Source organism: uncultured Maricaulis sp. (assembly GCF_905480005.1).
Lineage (GTDB): Bacteria > Pseudomonadota > Alphaproteobacteria > Caulobacterales > Maricaulaceae > Maricaulis.
In genome coordinates, this window is the sequence record NZ_CAJQOO010000016.1 from 1 (window position 1) to 16,814 (window position 16,814).

Consider the following 16,814-nt stretch of genomic DNA (forward strand, 5'->3'; position numbering starts at 1 on the left):
CCGATGATCAGGCGCGAGGTGAAGGTGCGGCCCGCCACGACCAGCGGGGTATCCTCGAACGGGGCCTTCACGGCCTGTGCGTCATCCATTTTCTTCAGTCTCCTTTTGGCGACGTGCATTGTCCTCGAGGTCGAGCATTTCAACTACTCGCCCGCGTGCGATCCGCACCGCACCCTCCGAAACAGTGAACTTGGTGCCCGCCCCCACTCTTCCCGCGAAGAACTGGGGATTCAGCAACGCGACCTCAGCCTCACGCTCGTCGCCTGGTCCTGCAGACGCTCCGTCGAGGAAACGGAACCATCCCGTACTGCCAACACCATCCCCCTCAAGCACGACCGGAACCCGATAGCCCGACCGCTTCACTTTTGCTTTGGGATCGCCAGTTCGCTCTTCCATATTCAAAAGCACCCGGAGGTCAGGACGGATATGTGCGGGAAACCTAAACTCGTCTTCCATCTCATCCACCTCCGACAAATGCGACTATCTCTATCCGGTCGCCATCGGCGAGCGCGGTATGTTCGTATTGCGAGCGCGGCACGATGGCCAGATTGCGCTCGACAGCGATCTTGCGGCGGTCAAGGCCAAGGATGGTCACCAGCCCTGTGACACTGGTTCCGGGCTCGACCTTGCGGCCTTCACCATTGACTGTCAGCTGCAGCATGGTCTTCGCTGGCCTTTCTCTGAGTCCCTCGTTAGACCCGTGGTAAATCCCGTAACCGCTGAAAAGCAAGGCCATGACCCAACCGATTCACATTCTCAACGGTCCAAACCTCAATCTGCTGGGCACGCGCGAGCCGGAAATCTACGGCGCGCTGACCCTTGGTGAGATTGAACAGGCTTGCTCTGCTCATGCCCGTGACCTGGGATTCGACATCCTCTTTCGTCAGTCCAATCATGAGGGCGCGCTCATTGACTGGCTGCATGACGCAAACGTCAATGCGAGTGCAGTGGTTTTCAACCCCGCTGCATTTACGCATACATCGGTCGCTTTGCATGACGCGGTTCGCGCTATAGAACCTCCCGTCATCGAAGTTCACTTGAGTCAGACTGCAGCACGCGAAGCATTCCGGCACCATTCCTATATCGCCCTTGCGGCTCGCGGATCGATTACCGGTCTGGGACTGCAGAGCTACCTGCTGGGTATCAATGCGGCTGTCGCCTGTCTCGACAACTGACGGAACCAAAGGCCTGACATCATGAGTTCTGATTCTCGAACCCGCTCCCCGATCAGCGCGAAGCTCGTCCGCGAACTGGCCGACATTCTTCGTGAAACCGACCTGTCGGAAATCGAAGTCGAGCGCGGCGACTTGCGCCTGAAAATTGCCCGTCAGCTCACTGCGGCACCGATTGTCCATAGCGTCGCTGCAGCAGCACCCGCAGCGCCAGCGGCGGCCCCGGCTGCCGCACCGGCTCCGGCGGCAATGGCCGCCGCCGCGCCCGTCGATGACAGCAATGCCGTCAAGTCGCCCATGGTCGGCACCGCCTATCTCAAGCCGAATCCGGATGCGACCAATTTCGTGAAGGTCGGCGACCAGGTGAAGAAGGGCGACACCATTCTCCTCATCGAGGCGATGAAGACCTTCAACCCGATCACCGCAGAGAAGGCCGGCACCATCACCGACCTCCTCGTCGAGGACGGCCAGCCGGTCGAGTACGGCGAAGCCCTCTTCGTCCTGTCCTGACGCGACCAGCAAGGCGAGCGACGACATGTTCGACAAGATCCTGATCGCCAATCGCGGCGAAATTGCCCTTCGCGTCCACCGGGCCTGCCGGGAAATGGGAATTCGTACGGTGGCCGTGCATTCGGAAGCCGATGCCAATGCCATGCATGTGCGCCTCGCGGACGAGAGCGTCTGCATCGGGCCGCCGCCGGCGAACAAGTCTTACCTCAACATTCCCGCCATTATCACCGCAGCCGAAGTCACCGGCGCCCAGGCGATTCATCCGGGTTATGGCTTCCTGTCGGAGAATGCGCGCTTCGCCGAGATCGTGGAGGCCCATGGCCTCGCCTTCATCGGCCCGACGGCAGCGCACATCCGCATGATGGGTGACAAGATCACGGCCAAACAGGCGGTCATGGACGCCGGCATTCCGGTCGTTCCGGGCTCGGATGGCGGCGTGGATACCTATGAAGACGCCATCCCGGTCGCCGAGAAGATCGGCTATCCGGTCCTCATCAAGGCGGCGTCTGGCGGCGGCGGTCGCGGCATGAAAGTCGCCGAAACAGCCGACAATCTCAAAGAGGCCATGGAGACGGCCTCTGCCGAAGCCCTGGCAGCCTTCGGCGACGGCACGGTCTATATCGAGAAATATCTTGGTCGCCCGCGTCATATCGAAATCCAGATTCTCGCCGACACCCACGGCAATGTGGTCCATCTGGGCGAGCGCGATTGCTCCTTGCAGCGGCGCCACCAGAAAATCCTCGAAGAAGCCCCCTCGCCGGCGCTCAATGACGAAGACCGCAAGAAGATCGGGGACGTCGTCCGTCGCGCTATCGAGGCGATCGGCTATCGAGGCGTCGGCACGATCGAATTCCTGTGGGAAAACGGCGAATTCTATTTCATCGAGATGAATACGCGCCTGCAAGTCGAGCACCCGGTCACCGAGATGATCACCGGCATCGACCTGGTTCGCGAACAGATTCGCGTTGCCGATGGACAGCCGCTGGACATCAAGCAGAGCGATGTCACATTCGAAGGCTGGGCGATCGAGTGCCGGATCAATGCCGAGAATGCGCGCACCTTCGCGCCCTCGCCTGGCACCGTCAGCGATTTCCATGCGCCGGGAGGCCTCGGCGTCCGCCTCGATTCCGCCCTCTATGCCGGCTACGCCATTCCGCCTTATTATGACAGCCTGATCGGCAAGCTGATTGTCCATGGTCGCACGCGTGAAGAAGCGCTCTTGCGGCTGCGGCGTTCGCTGGAAGAAATGGTCGTCGGCGGAATTGAAACCACGATCCCGATCTTCCTCGAATTGCTCGAGGAAGCGGATTTCGTGAGCGGAAACTATCATATCCGCTGGCTGGAAGACTGGTTGGCCAGCCGCGACGCCTGATCCGCCGGCCAACCAGATGAGGAGTTGGCATGCGCGGCTTTGGCGCCGAGGAATTGCTCAATTGCTATGCCCGCGGCGTCTTCCCGATGGCCGAGGGGCGCGATGATCCGCGCATTTATCTGCTCGACCCCGACGAGCGGGGCATTATCCCGCTCGACGATTTCCACGCCTCGCGCAGTCTGCGCAAGACGGTTCGCCAGAATGCCTTCCAGGTCACTGTGGACCATGACTTCACCGCCGTGGTGGCCGCCTGTGCCCAGCCTGCGCGGGGCCGTGAAGAGACCTGGATCAATGATGGCATTATCGGCCTCTACAGCGATCTGCACTCCGCCGGTTATGCACACTCGATAGAATGCTGGTCCGCCGGTGAGCTGGTCGGCGGTCTCTACGGTGTTTCACTCGGCGCGGCCTTCTTCGGGGAGAGCATGTTCTCGCGCCGGCGCGACGCCTCGAAGGTTGCGCTGGTCCACCTCATCGCCCGACTTCGCGCTGGCGGCTATTCGCTGCTGGATACGCAATTCACCACCGAACATCTCGAAAGCTTCGGTGCCATCACGATCGAGCGCAGCAATTATCGCGAGCGTCTGTCTGATGCGTTGATTTTCGAGGCGGACTTCAAGGCCCTGCCGGACGAGATTTCAGGCGATCAGGCCCTGCAATCAATCACCCAGACATCATAGACCGGATGTTCCAGCGGATTTTGCGCCGGGCGCGATGCAAACATCCAGCCCGAGAAAACCTGCTCACCTTCAACATCGACACCGAAACCATCCGTGCGGCGATCATTGATCTGCAGGAAGGCATAGGTTTCCGGCGTCTCTTCCGGGGGCCGTTTGCGGCAATACTGTGCCGTGATCGACAAGGCGCCGAAATCGACCGTGTCACCGATCGCGACTTCGAAATCACGGGTCCGGGCGGTCACCTTGTCGAGACCACGCAGGACAACAGTCGTGCCCGGTTCCGAGGAAAGCGGGCCACGCTCGGGCAGGGAGTCCGGATCATCCCGGCGCAGGAGTTCCGACGTATCCGGCGTGTCAGCGGACGAAGCGCCTTCATCCTGGGCCCAGACGGGCGCCACAATCAGGAGCGAGGCAAGCGAGGCGAGTATACTGGTTTTCATGACGCATACCCTGTCGCGGGATTGTGACGCGGTAAAGGCCGATCAGGTCTCGTCCGGAGACCAGGCCTGATAATCACCGGTGGTTGACTGTCGCGGGTCACGCGTCGCCAGCGAACCGGTCGGACGATAGGCGTGCACGGTGCCGGTGAGATTGGGATGGTGATCCTTTTCCCAGGACTGGCGCATCAGCGGTGTGTCAGTCGGCACCTCGTCAAAGGTGTGGTGAAGCCAGCCATGCCAGTCGGACGGCACGCGCGAGGCGTCGGCATAGCCCTTGTAGATGACCCAACGGCGTTTCTGGCCCTGGCCATCGGGACCGGTGACGCCGGATTCCTCGAAATAGCGATTGCCATACTCATCGGAGCCAACCTGTTTGGCGCCACGCATGCGCAGCGTCAGGAAGGTTCCCGGCGTGGCGTCTTTCCACCACACAAAAATCTTTGAGATCAGTCCGAACATTGTCAGCGGCTCCGAGTCGGTCGAGGCAGGCTTGGCCTATATGCCCTCGCACGGCGGGCGGGTCCAGTGTCGAACGCGGCGGGTTTCAGGCGAGAGACCCGGCGCGGTAGACTTGGGGGCTGCCCAAGCGATTCGGGCCATGGGAGGAAAGCCGCATGCAGGTCTTCGGTCGCATTGCCGATTTCATCGCCGACACGGCTTCCGGGAGCGCGCCGGAAACGCGCAGCCTGTGTGCCTTCGACGACTCGAACGGGGACGCCACCGAGGCGCGTGAGATCACCACGCCCGCGGATTGGAGCCTGACGGCGTCGCAGGCGCTCGCAGACCTGCTCGAAACACCGCGCCCCACCGCGACCCAGCCGCGAAAGAGCGCCAAGCGTTTCGGCAGCCTCCAGCCCCGCACGGCCGAGGGCGAGACTCGCCAGCTGGAAACCGGACTGCCGGATGTGACCGCACGCCTGGCCGGTTCGCTGGCCTGGTCGGCTGCCAGGCAAGGTGCGTTTGCCGATGATGACCAGGCCGAGAGTTTTGCGGCCGAGCTGGCAGCCAGCCTCACCGGACGCCTTGTCGTGCCGGACAGTCATCTGATCCGCGAGGGCGGCGTCGATTGGGCCTATGGCGACCCGGCCTCCAGCGAGGCCGCGCCAACGCCGGCACTGACGATCCGGGTCAATTCACGCCAGGCACCGGGACAATTGCGCCGCGTCGCGGAGACCGCATTGCGCGCCTCAGTCCTCGATGTCGGCGCCCGGGTTACGCGCGATCGGCTTGAGGCGATCGGCGAAGCCGTCCGGCGCTGTTCCGGCGATGTCGAGGAATGCTTCGACCCGCGTCGCAATGCCGCCCTGGCCCGCGCCATGCGCCGGGCCCTGAAAGACGGCGTGCCGGAGGAAGCCGTCGAGCGCGCCCTCGCCCTCGCGCGGCAGGGAACCGATGATGACGCGCTCTCTGCCTTGATCCCGGATGCGGTCGAGACCCGCCCGGCCATGCTCCATGTGCCCCGTGCCTTCAGCCACGCTGTGACGGCCGATGAAGCCTGGACCTTCGAGCAGGATGGCGGCGCGGTCCGGGCCCGGGACTTCCGGACCGGCATAGCCCGCACCGTGTGGAGTTTCGGAACGCCAAGCCTTGCCTTCCACGCCAGTCCGGAAGACACCGGACCGACCGTCTATCTCAACCTGCCGGCCTTCCTGGACGGCGAGAATGGCTTCCAGGCCGACCTCTTCACCGACTGCATCCGCTATTGGGCCATCGCCCTCACATTGAGCGCGCCGAAAGGCGCCGGCTCGGCAGGATCTGTCGCCCTGACCGGCGTTGGCGCGCTGCTGCTGAGCGCCGGGTTGCCCTATGGCGACGAAACGGCCCGCAATAGTCTTGCAGCCTTGTCGCATCTCGCCACTCGGGCTCTGCGCGAAGTCGCGATGGAGACCGGCGCTGCAGCGCCCGGCCTGGCCGACACGCCGCCCCTCGATACGCTGCCGGGCGCATTTGCCCTCATCGCGGAACGACTGACCGCGATGCCCGCCCCCTTCCTGCCGAAAGCCGCCCTCGCCCGTCCGGGACCAACCCTGATCTGCCGGGCACCGGACGATGATGTCGCCGCTCTTCTTGATGCGGACAGTGTTGGCGTCACACCGGTCCACACGGCCATTACGAGTGATGCCGAAATGGCCGGCGGACAACGCCTTCGTGACTGCGCCCGCTCCGGGCTGCTGGCTCTGGGATATTCCGTCACGGATATCGAACGGGCCGAGGATCACGCGGCGGGACATGGCAGCCTGCGAGGCGCACCGGGCATTTCACTCGAAGACCTGATGGCGCGCGGCGTGCCCGTCGATGCGCTCGAGCGTCTTGAGGACTCCATTGCAGAGGGCGCTTCGGTTCGTCACGCGCTCAATCGCTGGACCCTGGGAGATCGCACCTGCCGCGATGCCTTGGGTCTGACCAGCGATGTCATTGCCCGCGACGCCAACTCACTGTGTCATGCGATCGGGTATGGCGAAGACGATATTCGCGCCGCCGACGCCCATGCCCACGGTACAGGCGACCTGGCGGGTGCGCCGACTATCTCGGCTGCTGCGCGGCTCGTCTTCGAGGCTCCGACCGTGCAGGACCAGATGATGATGGCCGCTGCGATCGAAGGCCAGATCGAGGGCCGCTGCCAGACAGCCATCACGCTGGACGGTGACGCGACGATCGATGATGTCGCTGACCTGATTGACCTCGGCGGCGAGCTCGGACTTCGAGACCTTGCCATCAGACGCGCGGCGTCGGGTCTGTTTGATCTCCTGCCCGCCATCGATTTCGACAAGGGCGACTACGCTGCCGAGGCGCCACCGGCCGAACGGATTGTCGAACGCACGGTCGAGCGTGTGATCGAGAAACCGGCTGCGCGTCGCAAACTCCCCGACCGGCGCAAGGGCTATATCCAGAAGGCCACGGTTGGCGGTCATAAAGTCTATCTCCATACCGGGGAATTCGATGATGGCGAGCTCGGCGAGATCTTCATCGACATGCACAAGGAAGGCGCCGCCTTCCGGTCCCTGATGAATAATTTCGCGATCGCGATCTCGATCGGCCTGCAATATGGCGTGCCGCTCGAGGAATTCGTCGACGCCTTCGTCTACACCCGATTCGAGCCGGCCGGCGAAGTCGAGGGCAATGATTCGATCCAGCACGCCACATCGATCCTGGACTATCTGTTCCGGGAATTGGGCGTGTCCTATCTCGGTCGCGATGACCTGGCCGAGATCTCGCCCGACACGGTCGATGCCGGTGATCTGGGACATGGCGTCGAGCAGGAGAAACTGGGTCAGGAAGATGCCGCGAAATTCATTTCACGCGGTTTCTCCCGCGGCCAGGTGCCCGACAATATCCTGATGTTCGCCAACGCTCCGAAAAAGGTCGCCACCGGCGACGGCTCGGGCGACCAATCCGGCCATTACGAGATCGAGGACCAGCGTCAGAGCCGTCCGGTCTCACGCGACATCTCGGTCTATAATGGTGCCCCCTGCCCGGAATGCGGCCATTTCACCGTGGTCGAGGACGAGGATGCGGGCCAGAAGTGCGATGCCTGCGGCTGGTCCGGCGGCTGACCGGCCCGATGCGCGCGACCAAGACGGCACGAGGCTTGCGTCGCAAGGGTCCGACACTGTACGGGAGCGCCAAAATGACACGCATCATTGCCCTTCTGGCGATGCTGGCCCTGATGCCAGGGGCCGCCGCCGCGCAGGATGCCGGACAGATCGCCCGTGTTCAGGCCGGACAGTCCTGCCCGGGATGCAATCTGTTCCAGGCCGAGCTGGCTTATCTTGACCTGCCCGGTATCGACGTGTCCGGGGCCCGTCTCCGCCAGGCCAATCTGGCCCTCGTCACGATGAATCACGCCCGTTTCGACGACGCCAATCTGTCGATCGCCAATCTCTTCGGCGGCCGTTTTACCGGCGCGAGCTTTCGCAATGCGGACCTCACCCGTGCCAATCTGGTCGGCGCCTATTTCGGCAGCGCTGACTTCTCCGGCGCGACCCTGAACGGTGCGACCCTGTCCGGTGCGGAAATGGCCAGTGCACGCGGCCTGACGCAGGCCCAGCTTTCAAGTGCCTGCGGCGATGCGTCGACCCGATTGCCCGCTGGCCTCACAGTCCCGTCTTGCGGCTGACACCCTCATCTGGCCACTGGCCATCCCACACGGTCCCTCATAGGATATACCTACGGATTACCGTGAATTAAGTCGATTTGCCGGGGTGTCTGGCCTATCGGTGAGGCTATGCGGAACAGATTGAAGACATTCGCCTCTGCCACCGCGCTCCTCGTAGCCGCGGTTTCGCCCGCCTTCGCGGGGGGCGATGATCACCCGCGCCGGGGTCTTGCCATCGGCGGCGAATGCAATGAGTGCGACTTTTCCAACAAGAACATGGCCAACGCCGTTTTCATCGGCGCGAATTTCGAAGGCACGTCCTTCGTCGAATCCGAACTGCCATCCGTGACGATGATCGAGAGCCGGTTCAATGACACCGACTTCAGCGACACGATCATGGTCAATGCGCGCCTGACCGGGGTGACCTTCTCGCGCGCCGATATGAGCGAAGCGACGCTGACCAATTCGGTCATCGAGCGCGTGAATTTCTCCTCCGCAGATCTGGGCGGAACAGATTTCACCGGCTCCCAAATGGTGTTTGTGACCTTCATCGGCTCATCGCTGAACGACACGCTGTTTGCCGATAGCCGCCTGCGACAGGTCAATTTCCTGCGCGCCGACCTGCGCGACACGAATTTCCGTGGCGCGGAATTGCGGCGTGCCAATTTTACCGAGGTCAGTGGCGGTGACGTGAACTTCCAGGATGCCGACCTCACGGGCGCCAATTTCGAGCATGCTGAACTGCGTGAAGTCGACTTCACCGGCGCTATCCTGGCCGGCGCGAACTTCTCCGGCGCGGAAATCAGTGATGTTGCCGGTCTGAGCAAGGAAAGCCTCGCCGGCGCCTGCGGCGATGACGCCACAATTCTGGGTGAGACCGTCTCCCTCCCGGCCTGCGACAGCCTGCCCCTTCAGAGCCTTGAAAGCGCGCGCTTTGATTACGCCCTGCGTTTTTCGGCGCCGGAACGCACCGGTCGCATCGTCGAATTGCACGCGCTCGAGAATGCGCGGATCGAGATCCTGTCGGAAATCGGCGCGGCCTTGCAGGTTCACGCCACCGAGCTCGACCAGGACGCCATCCGCGAAGCCGCCAATGAGGCCATGCGCGAGATCGCCCGGGCCGAACGCGAATTACGCCGCATCGAACGCGAACGGGCGAGCCAGCGTCAGGCGATCAGCGAAGAGCGCCGCCGGATCCTCGAAGATGCCCGTCTTGAGGCCCTCGATGCCAACCGCGCCGCCCGCGACGCGCTGCGCGACCAGACGCGCACCCTTGTGCGAACTTCGAGCCGCGCGACGGCTCGCATCGAGACCGAGGATGGTGTCGTCATTCTCGAACTGCCGAATACGGATTCCAATGGCGTCTGGGTGTTTGGCGAGCAGGACAATACCGTGCGCCGCATCGGACCCTTACAGCGCGATGACGTCCCGCCTGCCCCGCCAGCCCCTCCCGCCCTTCCCGATGGGGTCGCCGAGCCGGACGGGCATGATCCGCACTGACCCCGTCACACGCGTATCAATCCACGCCATAAAAAAAGGCCGGTCCTGAGGGACCGGCCTTTTTGCGTTTTACTGTGTCGGGCGGATCAGCCCTTCTTCGCGTCCGGCACCACAGTGCGGATGTGCAGCTCGCGCAATTGCTTCATTTCGACCTCGGCCGGCGCATTCATCATCAGATCGCGGGCCTGCTGGTCTTTCGGGAACATCACGACTTCGCGCAGATTCTCGACACCGGCGAGCAGCATGACGATGCGGTCCACTCCCGGCGCGATCCCGGCGTGCGGCGGAGCGCCATAGCGGAAGGCATTGAGCATGCCACCGAATTCTTCCTCAACCGTCTCCGCATCATACCCGGCAAAGGCGAAGGCCTTGAGCATCACGTCCGGACGGTGGTTCCGCACAGCACCGGAGGACAGCTCCACGCCATTGCAGACGATGTCATACTGATAGGCCTTCAGGCCCAGCAGCGCGTCGGCGTCGGTATCGGCATCCAGCTGCAGGAAATCATCCGGGTTGATTTGCGGCATCGAGAAGGGATTGTGCGAGAAGTCGACCTTCTTGTTGTCTTCATCCCACTCATACATCGGGAAATCGACGATCCAGCAGAACCGGAACGTGTCCTTTTCGCAGAGGTCGAGATCGGTCCCGATGACATCACGGGCCCGACCGGCAAAGCTGGCGAACTCCTTGGGGTCGCCGGCCGCGAAGAAGACGGCATCACCAATTTCGAGGTCCAGCGACTGGCGCAAGGCTTCGGTCCGCTCCTCGCCGATATTCTTGGCGATCGGCCCGGCGGCTTCCATCGCGCCCTCCTTGTCGCGCCAGAAGATATAACCCATGCCGGGCTGACCTTCCTTCTGCGCCCAGGAATTCATCCGGTCGCAGAATTTGCGGCTGCCACCCGTCTTGGCCGGAATCGCCCAGACCTGAACCTTGGGATTCTTCTCCAGCATGCCGGCAAAGACCTTGAATCCGGAGTCCCGGAAAGTGTCCGACGCGTCCGACATCTTGATCGGGTTGCGCAGGTCCGGCTTGTCCGATCCGTACCAGCGCATGGCGTCGTGATAAGCGATCTGCTCGAAGGGCTCGTTCGGGACATGGCGGCCATCGGCGAACTCGTCAAACAGGCCTTTCATGACCGGCTCGATGACGTCGAAAACGTCCTGCTGCGTCGCGAAGCTCATTTCCATGTCGAGCTGGTAGAACTCGCCCGGTGCGCGGTCTGCGCGGGCGTCTTCGTCGCGGAAACAGGGTGCGATCTGGAAGTAGCGGTCGAAACCGGAGACCATGATCAGCTGCTTGAACTGCTGCGGCGCCTGAGGCAGGGCATAGAATTTGCCCGGATGGACACGGCTCGGGACCAGGAAGTCACGTGCGCCTTCCGGTGAGGACGCGGTCAGGATCGGCGTCTGATACTCGACGAAATTATCGTCGACCATGCGGCGGCGAATGCTGTCGATGATTTTCGACCGCAGGACGATGCGCTTGTGCAGGCTTTCCCGGCGCAGATCGATATAACGGTGCTTGAGACGAACTTCCTCGGACCAGTCAGGCTCTCCGAAGACCGGCAACGGCAATTCTTCCGCTTCCGATTGAATGGACAGCTCAGCAAGGCGAAGCTCGACTTCACCGGTCGGCAGATTGGCATTCACCGTCTCGTCCGAGCGGGCAATGACCTTGCCGGTCACCGTGATCACGCTCTCGACACGCAGACGCTCAAGAGTCGCAAAATGCGGATTTTCCGGCTCGAGCACGACCTGGGTCAGGCCATAATGGTCCCGCAGGTCGATGAAGAGCAGACCGCCATGATCGCGCTTGCGGTGAATCCAGCCGGAAATCCGGGCCGTCTGGCCGACATGGTCCTTGCGCAGTTCGGCGCAGGTATGGGAGCGGTATGCATGCATGGAAAAGCGTCCGGTAAAACGGGGTTAGACAGGTTGCCGCGATGTGCCGGTTTGCGGGGTGAAATGTCAAGCTGGCCGGGTTCTGGGGCGCAGTTGCCTGCCCGGGACGCGTGAAGCCATCGCCATTGTCCGGGCTGGCCCTGATCCTCGCCCTGGTCCTGGTCCCGGCACTGATTCTATCACCCCCAATATCGCCATGGCGGTTTGGGCAGACGAGGCCTTGGAGACGCTGTGCCGTGAAACCCGGCATCGGCAACGCCAGAGCGGATCGGAAAATCCGGCCTCGAGCGTCGTGACTGCGCGTAAAAAGGGGGGTGCCGAAGCGCCCCCAGTTGCACGCCCTTGCGGGCCGCGCCACCAGAAAGAATGTTTTTGTCCGTGCCGCTGACTAGCGGAAATACCCCAGGATGGTTGCGGGTGCGGAATTGGCGATGGAGAGCGCCTGCACACCCAGCTGCTGCTTCACCTGAAGCGATTGAAGCCGGGCGCTCTCCTTGGCCAGATCGGCATCGACGAGATTGCCGATCCCCTTCTCCAGCGCATCAGACAACTTGCCCACGAAGGCCTTGTGAATGCCCAGCGACTTCGACCCGGTCCCCAGCCGCGCCAGGGAGGCATTGAGATTATCCAGCGACGACTCGATCGTCGCGACCAGCGTGCTGGCATCGCCTGCCGAGGCAAAGGATGACGTCGCCGCCACTGTCACGACAGCGCCGCCCAGCGACAAGTCCTCCGCCGCAATGGTGAGCGTCGAGGTCCCCGACGCATTGGCGAGGGCCGAAATCTGGGACAATGAGCCATTGACCAGATTGGTGCCATTGAACTCAGCCGTTTCGACAATCTTGCCGATCTGGTCCCGCAAGGCCTTGAAATCTTCGTTGAGCGCATCCCGCGACGCCTGGTCGAGTGAGGAGTCGGACGCGCCGAGCGCCTTTTCCTTCATCTCGACGAGAATGTCGGAGATCGCCTCGCCGCCGGCCAGGGCGACATCAACCGTCGACGCTGACAGGTCGAGCGACTGGGCCACGGCACTATAGCTGCGCACATCGGCCCGCATGGATTGGGCGATCGCATACACGCCGCCATTATCCTTCGCCGAGCCAACGGCCAGGCCGGTATTGATCCGGGCCTGGACAGTTTCCAGGTCCTGATTGGTCTGTCTGAGATTCTGCAGGGCGACCATGGCCCCTGCATTCGTGTTGATCGTCGCCATTTCTTGGCTCCCCACGCTTTCTGCATTCCACCACCGGTCCGGCCTGGCCAACCTGTTTTCGGTTGATCTCACATGCCGATCAGTACGATGACGCGACCCGGTAATATTAAATTATTCGCTAATCGACGGGCCGGATTAGCGTGTGTGGCAAGGGAATATTGAAATTCAGGGCGCGCTTTCAACGCGTTGAAGCCGAGTCCGGGATATCGAAACCACGCCGCCATCGCCCCGGAAGAAGCCCCGCACCCAGCAGATATTCGCGCTTTTGCGTCACTCCCCCAGCCAGTGATCTCAAAGAAAATCGCGATGTAAGTGACTATTCACTTGCATGCCCGAAAACGCCTCGCTATAGAGTGTGTAAATGATCATTCACTTACAGCCCTGAGGGGGATGGGACATGACCGGAATGCTTCGCGAAGACCTGTTTGAAGGCTCGAACCCGAATATCGGTGTGACCGCCAAGACCGGGACCACCAAGGCCAGGATCGAACGGGCCGCCCTGCAGCTCTTTGCCAGCCACGGCATGGACGGCGTCTCGATCAAGCAGATCGCCGAGGCCTGCACGATTTCCGATGGCGCCATGTATCGCCACTTCAAATCCAAGGACGCCCTCGCCCGCCTGATGTTCGAGGCGATCCACAAGAAACTGCTGGACATGGTCGCCAGCCATCTGACGCCGGACGCTTCGCTGGAGGACATCTCCCGCGCCCTGGTCACCGCCTATTGCAATCTGGCTGACGAAGATCCGGCGCAGTTCACCTACCACCTAACCCACCGCAACTATTTCATCGCGGCCTCAGGTGATGGCGGCGCCGATCCATCCGACCTGATGACGGAATGCATCGCCCAGGCCATGGAGCGCGGCGAAATTCCGAAGGGCGATCCGGAACTGCGCTCGGCGATGGCGCTGGGTGTGGTGATGCAGGCCGCCGAATACAGCCTCTATGGCCGGATAGAGCGGCCTCTCTCACAGCATATCGACCAGTTCACCCGCGGCATCATGGCCGTGCTGCGCTCCTAGGCGCACCAAGGATTTTACGGAGAGATCATCATGCGCTCTTTCATCTTCAACATCGCCTACTGGTCGCTCTCCGGCGTCTACGCCATCATCTGCGCCGTCCTGGCGCTCTTTCCCGGCCGCACTGTGCTGATGCACGGCCTGCGCTCCTATTCCCGCGCCACGCTGCACCTGATGCGCTGGATTTGCGGAATCCGGGTCGAGGTCCGCGGCACGCCGCCCAAGGACCAGCCCGTCGTGATCGGCGCCAAGCACCAGTCCTGGGGCGATGGCATCGTGATGATGGCCAAATGTGGTGACGTGAATTTCGTGTGCGGCGACCACATGCTGAAATTCCCGCTGATCGGCTGGGTGCTCAAGCGGTGCGGCGCCATCGTCCTGTCCAACCAGGGCGGCACGGCAGCGCGCGAGAGCATGATGGCGGGCATTGCCCGATCCCAGGGCGAAGGCCGCCCCCGCCCGGTTCTGATCTATCCGGAAGGCCATCTGACGGCCGTTGGCACCGGCATGCGCTATCGCTCCGGCGTCTGGCACATGGCCCGCGTCCTGGACCGTGCGATCATCCCGGTCGCGACAAATCTGGGACAGTGCTGGCCGCAGCAGCAATGGTCCAAGTTCAAGGGCACCGCCGTGATCGAATTCCTCGATCCGATCCAGCCCGGCGAAGATCGCGATCTGGCCCTGGCCACGCTGGAACGTCGGGTCGAGACCCGCTCACGCCAGCTCGAGACCGAGTTTGCCCCGCGCCACAAAGCGTCGCAGGGTGAGCCCCGCAGCTCGACGGACGAGGCCCGGATCTGCGCGTAAGCTGCAGTCCGCCTTGACGATTCTGGGAGGATCCGATGCGTTCGACCCTGTTCAATCTCGCATTCTGGCCGGTGCTGGGCGTCTTCGCCATCATCGCCTGGCTGATCGCCCTCACTGGCTGGCGCAGCGGCCTCAAGGCCGTCATGCGCGCCGCCTGCCGGACCGTGCGCGGCCTGATGGCAACGCTGCTCGGCGCTCCCATCGAAGTTCGCGGCACGCCGCCGACCGGTCTGCCTGTCATCATCGCTGCCAAGCACCAGTCCTGGGCCGACGGTTTCCTGATGATGGCAATCATGGGCGACATCAATTTCGTGATCGGCAATGAGATCGGCAAATTTCCGCTGATCGGCCGCATCGTCCGGACGTCCGGCGCGACCATGGTCAATTCCCCCGGCCTGACCGGTGCCCAGGGCGGTCTGCAGGCAGCCATCGATGCCGCCGGCGATGATCCGCGCCCCTTGCTGATCTATCCGGAGGGCCGGCTGCCGGAAGTTGGCGAGAGCTATCGCTACCGCAAGGGTGTTCACCTCATGTATGAGACACTTGGACGGACGGTCATCCCGGTCGCCACCAATACCGGGCTGCGCTGGCCGCAGAACCGGTGGACCAAACACCCCGGCCCGGCGATCATCGAGTTTCTCGACCCCATTCCGCCCGGCCTGCCACGTGACGACTTTCTGCCACGCCTCAAACTGACCATCGAAACCCGCACCCGCGCCCTCGAGGCCGAGGGTCAAACCGCCACGGAGACAGTGTCATGAGTGCCAAGATCGCCGCCCAGCTGATCACCCAGCGCCGCTTCCTGCCGCTTCTGCTCGCGCAGTCGCTCGGCGCCTTCAATGACAATTTCTTCCGCTACTCACTGGTAACCCTTGTCACCTTCGGCGGGCTGACCCTGTTCGACCTCGACCGCTCGATGATGGTTCCCATCGCCGCCTCACTGTTCACCGTGCCGATCTTCCTGTTCTCCGCGATTGCCGGGCGCATGGCCGACAAGTTTGACCGTACGCGCATCATGCGCTTCGCCAAATTTGCCGAGATCTGGCTGATGGTGATCGTGGCGCTCGGCTTTTTTCTGGAGCAACCGCTCCTGTTGATGGTCGCCCTCTTCCTGATGGGCACCCAGTCAGCCTTTTTCACGCCGGCCAAGAATTCGGCTCTGCCGACTCTGTTGAAGCCGGAAGAGCTGGTGCCGGCCAACGCCATGATGTCCGGCCTGCTGAATGTCTCGGTACTGGTTGGAATCGGGCTGGGAACCTGGCTGGTGATGCAGTCCTTCGGCCCTGAACTTGTCGGGATGGGCCTGATCGTGATGGCAGTCCTTGGCTGGCTGGCCAGCCGCCAGTTGCCTGAAGCCAAGGCGTCACAGCCCGACATGCCGCTCAGCTTCAATTTTGTCTGGGAAACCGTCCGGGTCCTCCGCTTTGCCTTCATGGCGCCCCAGGTGCTCAGACCGCTTCTGGGTGCGGCCTGGTTCTGGATGCTGGCCGCCTCGATCATCACGCTGATGCCGGTCTTCACGGCCTCGGTGCTGGGCGCCGATGCGAGCGTGGTTCTGTTGTTCAGCGCACTGTTCACCATCGGGGCGGCGATCGGCGCCCTCTTGTGTGGAGCCTTGTCGGGCAAGGGCGACGCGCTGTTGTTCTCGATTGTCGGCGCGATCGGGCTTGTCGTGTTCACGACCGATGTGGCCCTGATCACCTGGGCCAACCCGCTGGTGCCCGAGGGCGCTGCGCTGATTTCGGCCGACGCCTTCCTCGCCGACAAGGCCAACTGGCGCATCCTGATTGATCTCGGCCTCGCCGCCGTGTCGGCCGGGCTGTTCGTGGTGCCGCTTCAGGCCATGGCCCAGCGCCGGGCTCCGGCGGAGCTGCGCGGGCGCCTGCTCGCTGCAGGCGGGATCATGAATGCCGCGACCGCGACGATGGGCCAGTTCACGCTCGCCGGTATCGCCCTTCTGCAGCTGCCGATCCAGATGGCCTTCCTGATGATTGCGTTCATCTCGGCTCTGGCCGTGCTGTTCATCCTGTGGCGTCTCAACCTGCGCCGCGGCGCACAGGCCTGACCGAGAAGGCCCCGGGGCCTGAGCCCTGATCGCATCG

At 62.8% G+C, this 16,814-nt stretch carries 17 protein-coding genes; 11 read left to right on the forward strand and 6 right to left on the reverse strand.

Annotated features, from left to right (window positions below; all coding sequences use genetic code 11):
• Window positions 1–81: 81 nt before the first annotated feature.
• Window positions 82–456: a hypothetical protein gene (locus QZ266_RS02430; protein WP_295691362.1), complete on the reverse strand. Its 375-nt coding sequence runs from the start codon at window positions 454–456 to the stop codon at window positions 82–84.
• A 1-nt stretch (window position 457) separates the two neighbouring features.
• Window positions 458–658: a sulfur carrier protein ThiS gene (thiS, locus tag QZ266_RS02435; protein WP_366523912.1), complete on the reverse strand. Its 201-nt coding sequence runs from the start codon at window positions 656–658 to the stop codon at window positions 458–460.
• 76 nt (window positions 659–734) lie between these two features.
• Here thiS and aroQ point away from each other — a divergent pair, with 76 nt between their 5' ends.
• From aroQ to aat, 4 genes are read left to right on the forward strand one after another with little or no spacing between them, the layout of a single operon-like run.
• The gene (aroQ, locus tag QZ266_RS02440) at window positions 735–1,175 is read left to right on the forward strand and encodes a type II 3-dehydroquinate dehydratase (RefSeq protein ID WP_295691365.1); all 441 of its coding nucleotides are present in this window, start codon (window positions 735–737) and stop codon (window positions 1,173–1,175) included.
• A gap of 21 nt (window positions 1,176–1,196) precedes the next feature.
• Window positions 1,197–1,682: an acetyl-CoA carboxylase biotin carboxyl carrier protein gene (accB, locus tag QZ266_RS02445; protein WP_295691366.1), complete on the forward strand. Its 486-nt coding sequence runs from the start codon at window positions 1,197–1,199 to the stop codon at window positions 1,680–1,682.
• 25 nt (window positions 1,683–1,707) lie between these two features.
• Window positions 1,708–3,054 (forward strand): acetyl-CoA carboxylase biotin carboxylase subunit, encoded by a 1,347-nt coding sequence (gene accC, locus QZ266_RS02450; RefSeq protein WP_295691367.1) that lies wholly within the window; start codon window positions 1,708–1,710, stop codon window positions 3,052–3,054.
• Between the two features lie 29 nt (window positions 3,055–3,083).
• The gene (aat, locus tag QZ266_RS02455) at window positions 3,084–3,734 is read left to right on the forward strand and encodes a leucyl/phenylalanyl-tRNA--protein transferase (protein ID WP_295691368.1); all 651 of its coding nucleotides are present in this window, start codon (window positions 3,084–3,086) and stop codon (window positions 3,732–3,734) included.
• Here the strand turns inward: aat and QZ266_RS02460 are convergent.
• Both QZ266_RS02460 and QZ266_RS02465 read right to left on the reverse strand, forming a co-directional pair.
• The gene (locus tag QZ266_RS02460; RefSeq protein WP_295691369.1) at window positions 3,701–4,174 is read right to left on the reverse strand and encodes a DUF2155 domain-containing protein; all 474 of its coding nucleotides are present in this window, start codon (window positions 4,172–4,174) and stop codon (window positions 3,701–3,703) included. The genes aat and QZ266_RS02460 overlap by 34 nt on opposite strands.
• Window positions 4,175–4,216: 42 nt before the next feature.
• Window positions 4,217–4,633, reverse strand: a complete 417-nt coding sequence (locus QZ266_RS02465; protein ID WP_295691370.1) for an NADH:ubiquinone oxidoreductase subunit NDUFA12 — start codon at window positions 4,631–4,633, stop codon at window positions 4,217–4,219.
• 155 nt (window positions 4,634–4,788) lie between these two features.
• On the opposite strand from QZ266_RS02465, the gene QZ266_RS02470 reads away from it, so the two are divergent.
• From QZ266_RS02470 to QZ266_RS02480, 3 genes are all read left to right on the forward strand, one after another.
• Complete coding sequence (locus QZ266_RS02470; protein WP_295691372.1) at window positions 4,789–7,728, forward strand: hypothetical protein; 2,940 nt, start codon at window positions 4,789–4,791, stop codon at window positions 7,726–7,728.
• Window positions 7,729–7,802: 74 nt separating this feature from the next.
• Window positions 7,803–8,291 carry a pentapeptide repeat-containing protein gene (locus QZ266_RS02475; RefSeq protein ID WP_295691373.1) on the forward strand — a complete coding sequence of 163 codons (489 nt, stop codon included), beginning with the start codon at window positions 7,803–7,805 and terminating at the stop codon, window positions 8,289–8,291.
• Between the two features lie 108 nt (window positions 8,292–8,399).
• Window positions 8,400–9,770, forward strand: a complete 1,371-nt coding sequence (locus tag QZ266_RS02480; protein WP_295691375.1) for a pentapeptide repeat-containing protein — start codon at window positions 8,400–8,402, stop codon at window positions 9,768–9,770.
• An 86-nt stretch (window positions 9,771–9,856) separates the two neighbouring features.
• On the opposite strand, the gene aspS is transcribed toward QZ266_RS02480, so the two are convergent.
• Together aspS and QZ266_RS02490 are read right to left on the reverse strand one after the other, a co-directional pair.
• On the reverse strand, window positions 9,857–11,674 hold the full coding sequence (gene aspS, locus QZ266_RS02485; RefSeq protein WP_295691377.1) for an aspartate--tRNA ligase: 1,818 nt from the start codon (window positions 11,672–11,674) through the stop codon (window positions 9,857–9,859).
• Between the two features lie 388 nt (window positions 11,675–12,062).
• A complete protein-coding gene (locus QZ266_RS02490) occupies window positions 12,063–12,887 on the reverse strand; it encodes a flagellin (RefSeq protein WP_295691378.1) in 825 nt (274 codons plus the stop codon).
• 397 nt (window positions 12,888–13,284) lie between these two features.
• On the opposite strand from QZ266_RS02490, the gene QZ266_RS02495 reads away from it, so the two are divergent.
• The 4 genes from QZ266_RS02495 to QZ266_RS02510 are packed head-to-tail and all read left to right on the forward strand — an operon-like array spanning window position 13,285 to window position 16,777.
• A complete protein-coding gene (locus QZ266_RS02495; RefSeq protein WP_295691379.1) occupies window positions 13,285–13,908 on the forward strand; it encodes a TetR/AcrR family transcriptional regulator in 624 nt (207 codons plus the stop codon).
• Window positions 13,909–13,938: 30 nt separating this feature from the next.
• Window positions 13,939–14,712 carry a 1-acyl-sn-glycerol-3-phosphate acyltransferase gene (locus QZ266_RS02500; protein WP_295691381.1) on the forward strand — a complete coding sequence of 258 codons (774 nt, stop codon included), beginning with the start codon at window positions 13,939–13,941 and terminating at the stop codon, window positions 14,710–14,712.
• Between the two features lie 35 nt (window positions 14,713–14,747).
• Entirely contained in the window at window positions 14,748–15,473 is a 726-nt protein-coding gene (locus QZ266_RS02505) for a 1-acyl-sn-glycerol-3-phosphate acyltransferase (protein ID WP_295691383.1), read from the forward strand.
• Window positions 15,470–16,777, forward strand: a complete 1,308-nt coding sequence (locus tag QZ266_RS02510) for an MFS transporter (RefSeq protein WP_295691384.1) — start codon at window positions 15,470–15,472, stop codon at window positions 16,775–16,777. The genes QZ266_RS02505 and QZ266_RS02510 overlap by 4 nt, the downstream gene beginning before the upstream one ends.
• Window positions 16,778–16,814: the final 37 nt, after the last annotated feature.

What these genes read in the sequence shown, in the direction of transcription:
- QZ266_RS02430 (WP_295691362.1), bottom strand. Translation starts at nt 456, where the DNA reads ATGGAAGACGAGTTTAGGTTTCCCGCACATATCCGTCCTGACCTCCGG.
- aroQ (WP_295691365.1), top strand. Translation starts at nt 735, where the DNA reads ATGACCCAACCGATTCACATTCTCAACGGTCCAAACCTCAATCTGCTG.
- accB (WP_295691366.1), top strand. Translation starts at nt 1,197, where the DNA reads ATGAGTTCTGATTCTCGAACCCGCTCCCCGATCAGCGCGAAGCTCGTC.
- accC (WP_295691367.1), top strand. Translation starts at nt 1,708, where the DNA reads ATGTTCGACAAGATCCTGATCGCCAATCGCGGCGAAATTGCCCTTCGC.
- aat (WP_295691368.1), top strand. Translation starts at nt 3,084, where the DNA reads ATGCGCGGCTTTGGCGCCGAGGAATTGCTCAATTGCTATGCCCGCGGC.
- QZ266_RS02460 (WP_295691369.1), bottom strand. Translation starts at nt 4,174, where the DNA reads ATGAAAACCAGTATACTCGCCTCGCTTGCCTCGCTCCTGATTGTGGCG.
- QZ266_RS02465 (WP_295691370.1), bottom strand. Translation starts at nt 4,633, where the DNA reads ATGTTCGGACTGATCTCAAAGATTTTTGTGTGGTGGAAAGACGCCACG.
- QZ266_RS02470 (WP_295691372.1), top strand. Translation starts at nt 4,789, where the DNA reads ATGCAGGTCTTCGGTCGCATTGCCGATTTCATCGCCGACACGGCTTCC.
- QZ266_RS02475 (WP_295691373.1), top strand. Translation starts at nt 7,803, where the DNA reads ATGACACGCATCATTGCCCTTCTGGCGATGCTGGCCCTGATGCCAGGG.
- QZ266_RS02480 (WP_295691375.1), top strand. Translation starts at nt 8,400, where the DNA reads ATGCGGAACAGATTGAAGACATTCGCCTCTGCCACCGCGCTCCTCGTA.
- aspS (WP_295691377.1), bottom strand. Translation starts at nt 11,674, where the DNA reads ATGCATGCATACCGCTCCCATACCTGCGCCGAACTGCGCAAGGACCAT.
- QZ266_RS02490 (WP_295691378.1), bottom strand. Translation starts at nt 12,887, where the DNA reads ATGGCGACGATCAACACGAATGCAGGGGCCATGGTCGCCCTGCAGAAT.
- QZ266_RS02495 (WP_295691379.1), top strand. Translation starts at nt 13,285, where the DNA reads ATGACCGGAATGCTTCGCGAAGACCTGTTTGAAGGCTCGAACCCGAAT.
- QZ266_RS02500 (WP_295691381.1), top strand. Translation starts at nt 13,939, where the DNA reads ATGCGCTCTTTCATCTTCAACATCGCCTACTGGTCGCTCTCCGGCGTC.
- QZ266_RS02505 (WP_295691383.1), top strand. Translation starts at nt 14,748, where the DNA reads ATGCGTTCGACCCTGTTCAATCTCGCATTCTGGCCGGTGCTGGGCGTC.
- QZ266_RS02510 (WP_295691384.1), top strand. Translation starts at nt 15,470, where the DNA reads ATGAGTGCCAAGATCGCCGCCCAGCTGATCACCCAGCGCCGCTTCCTG.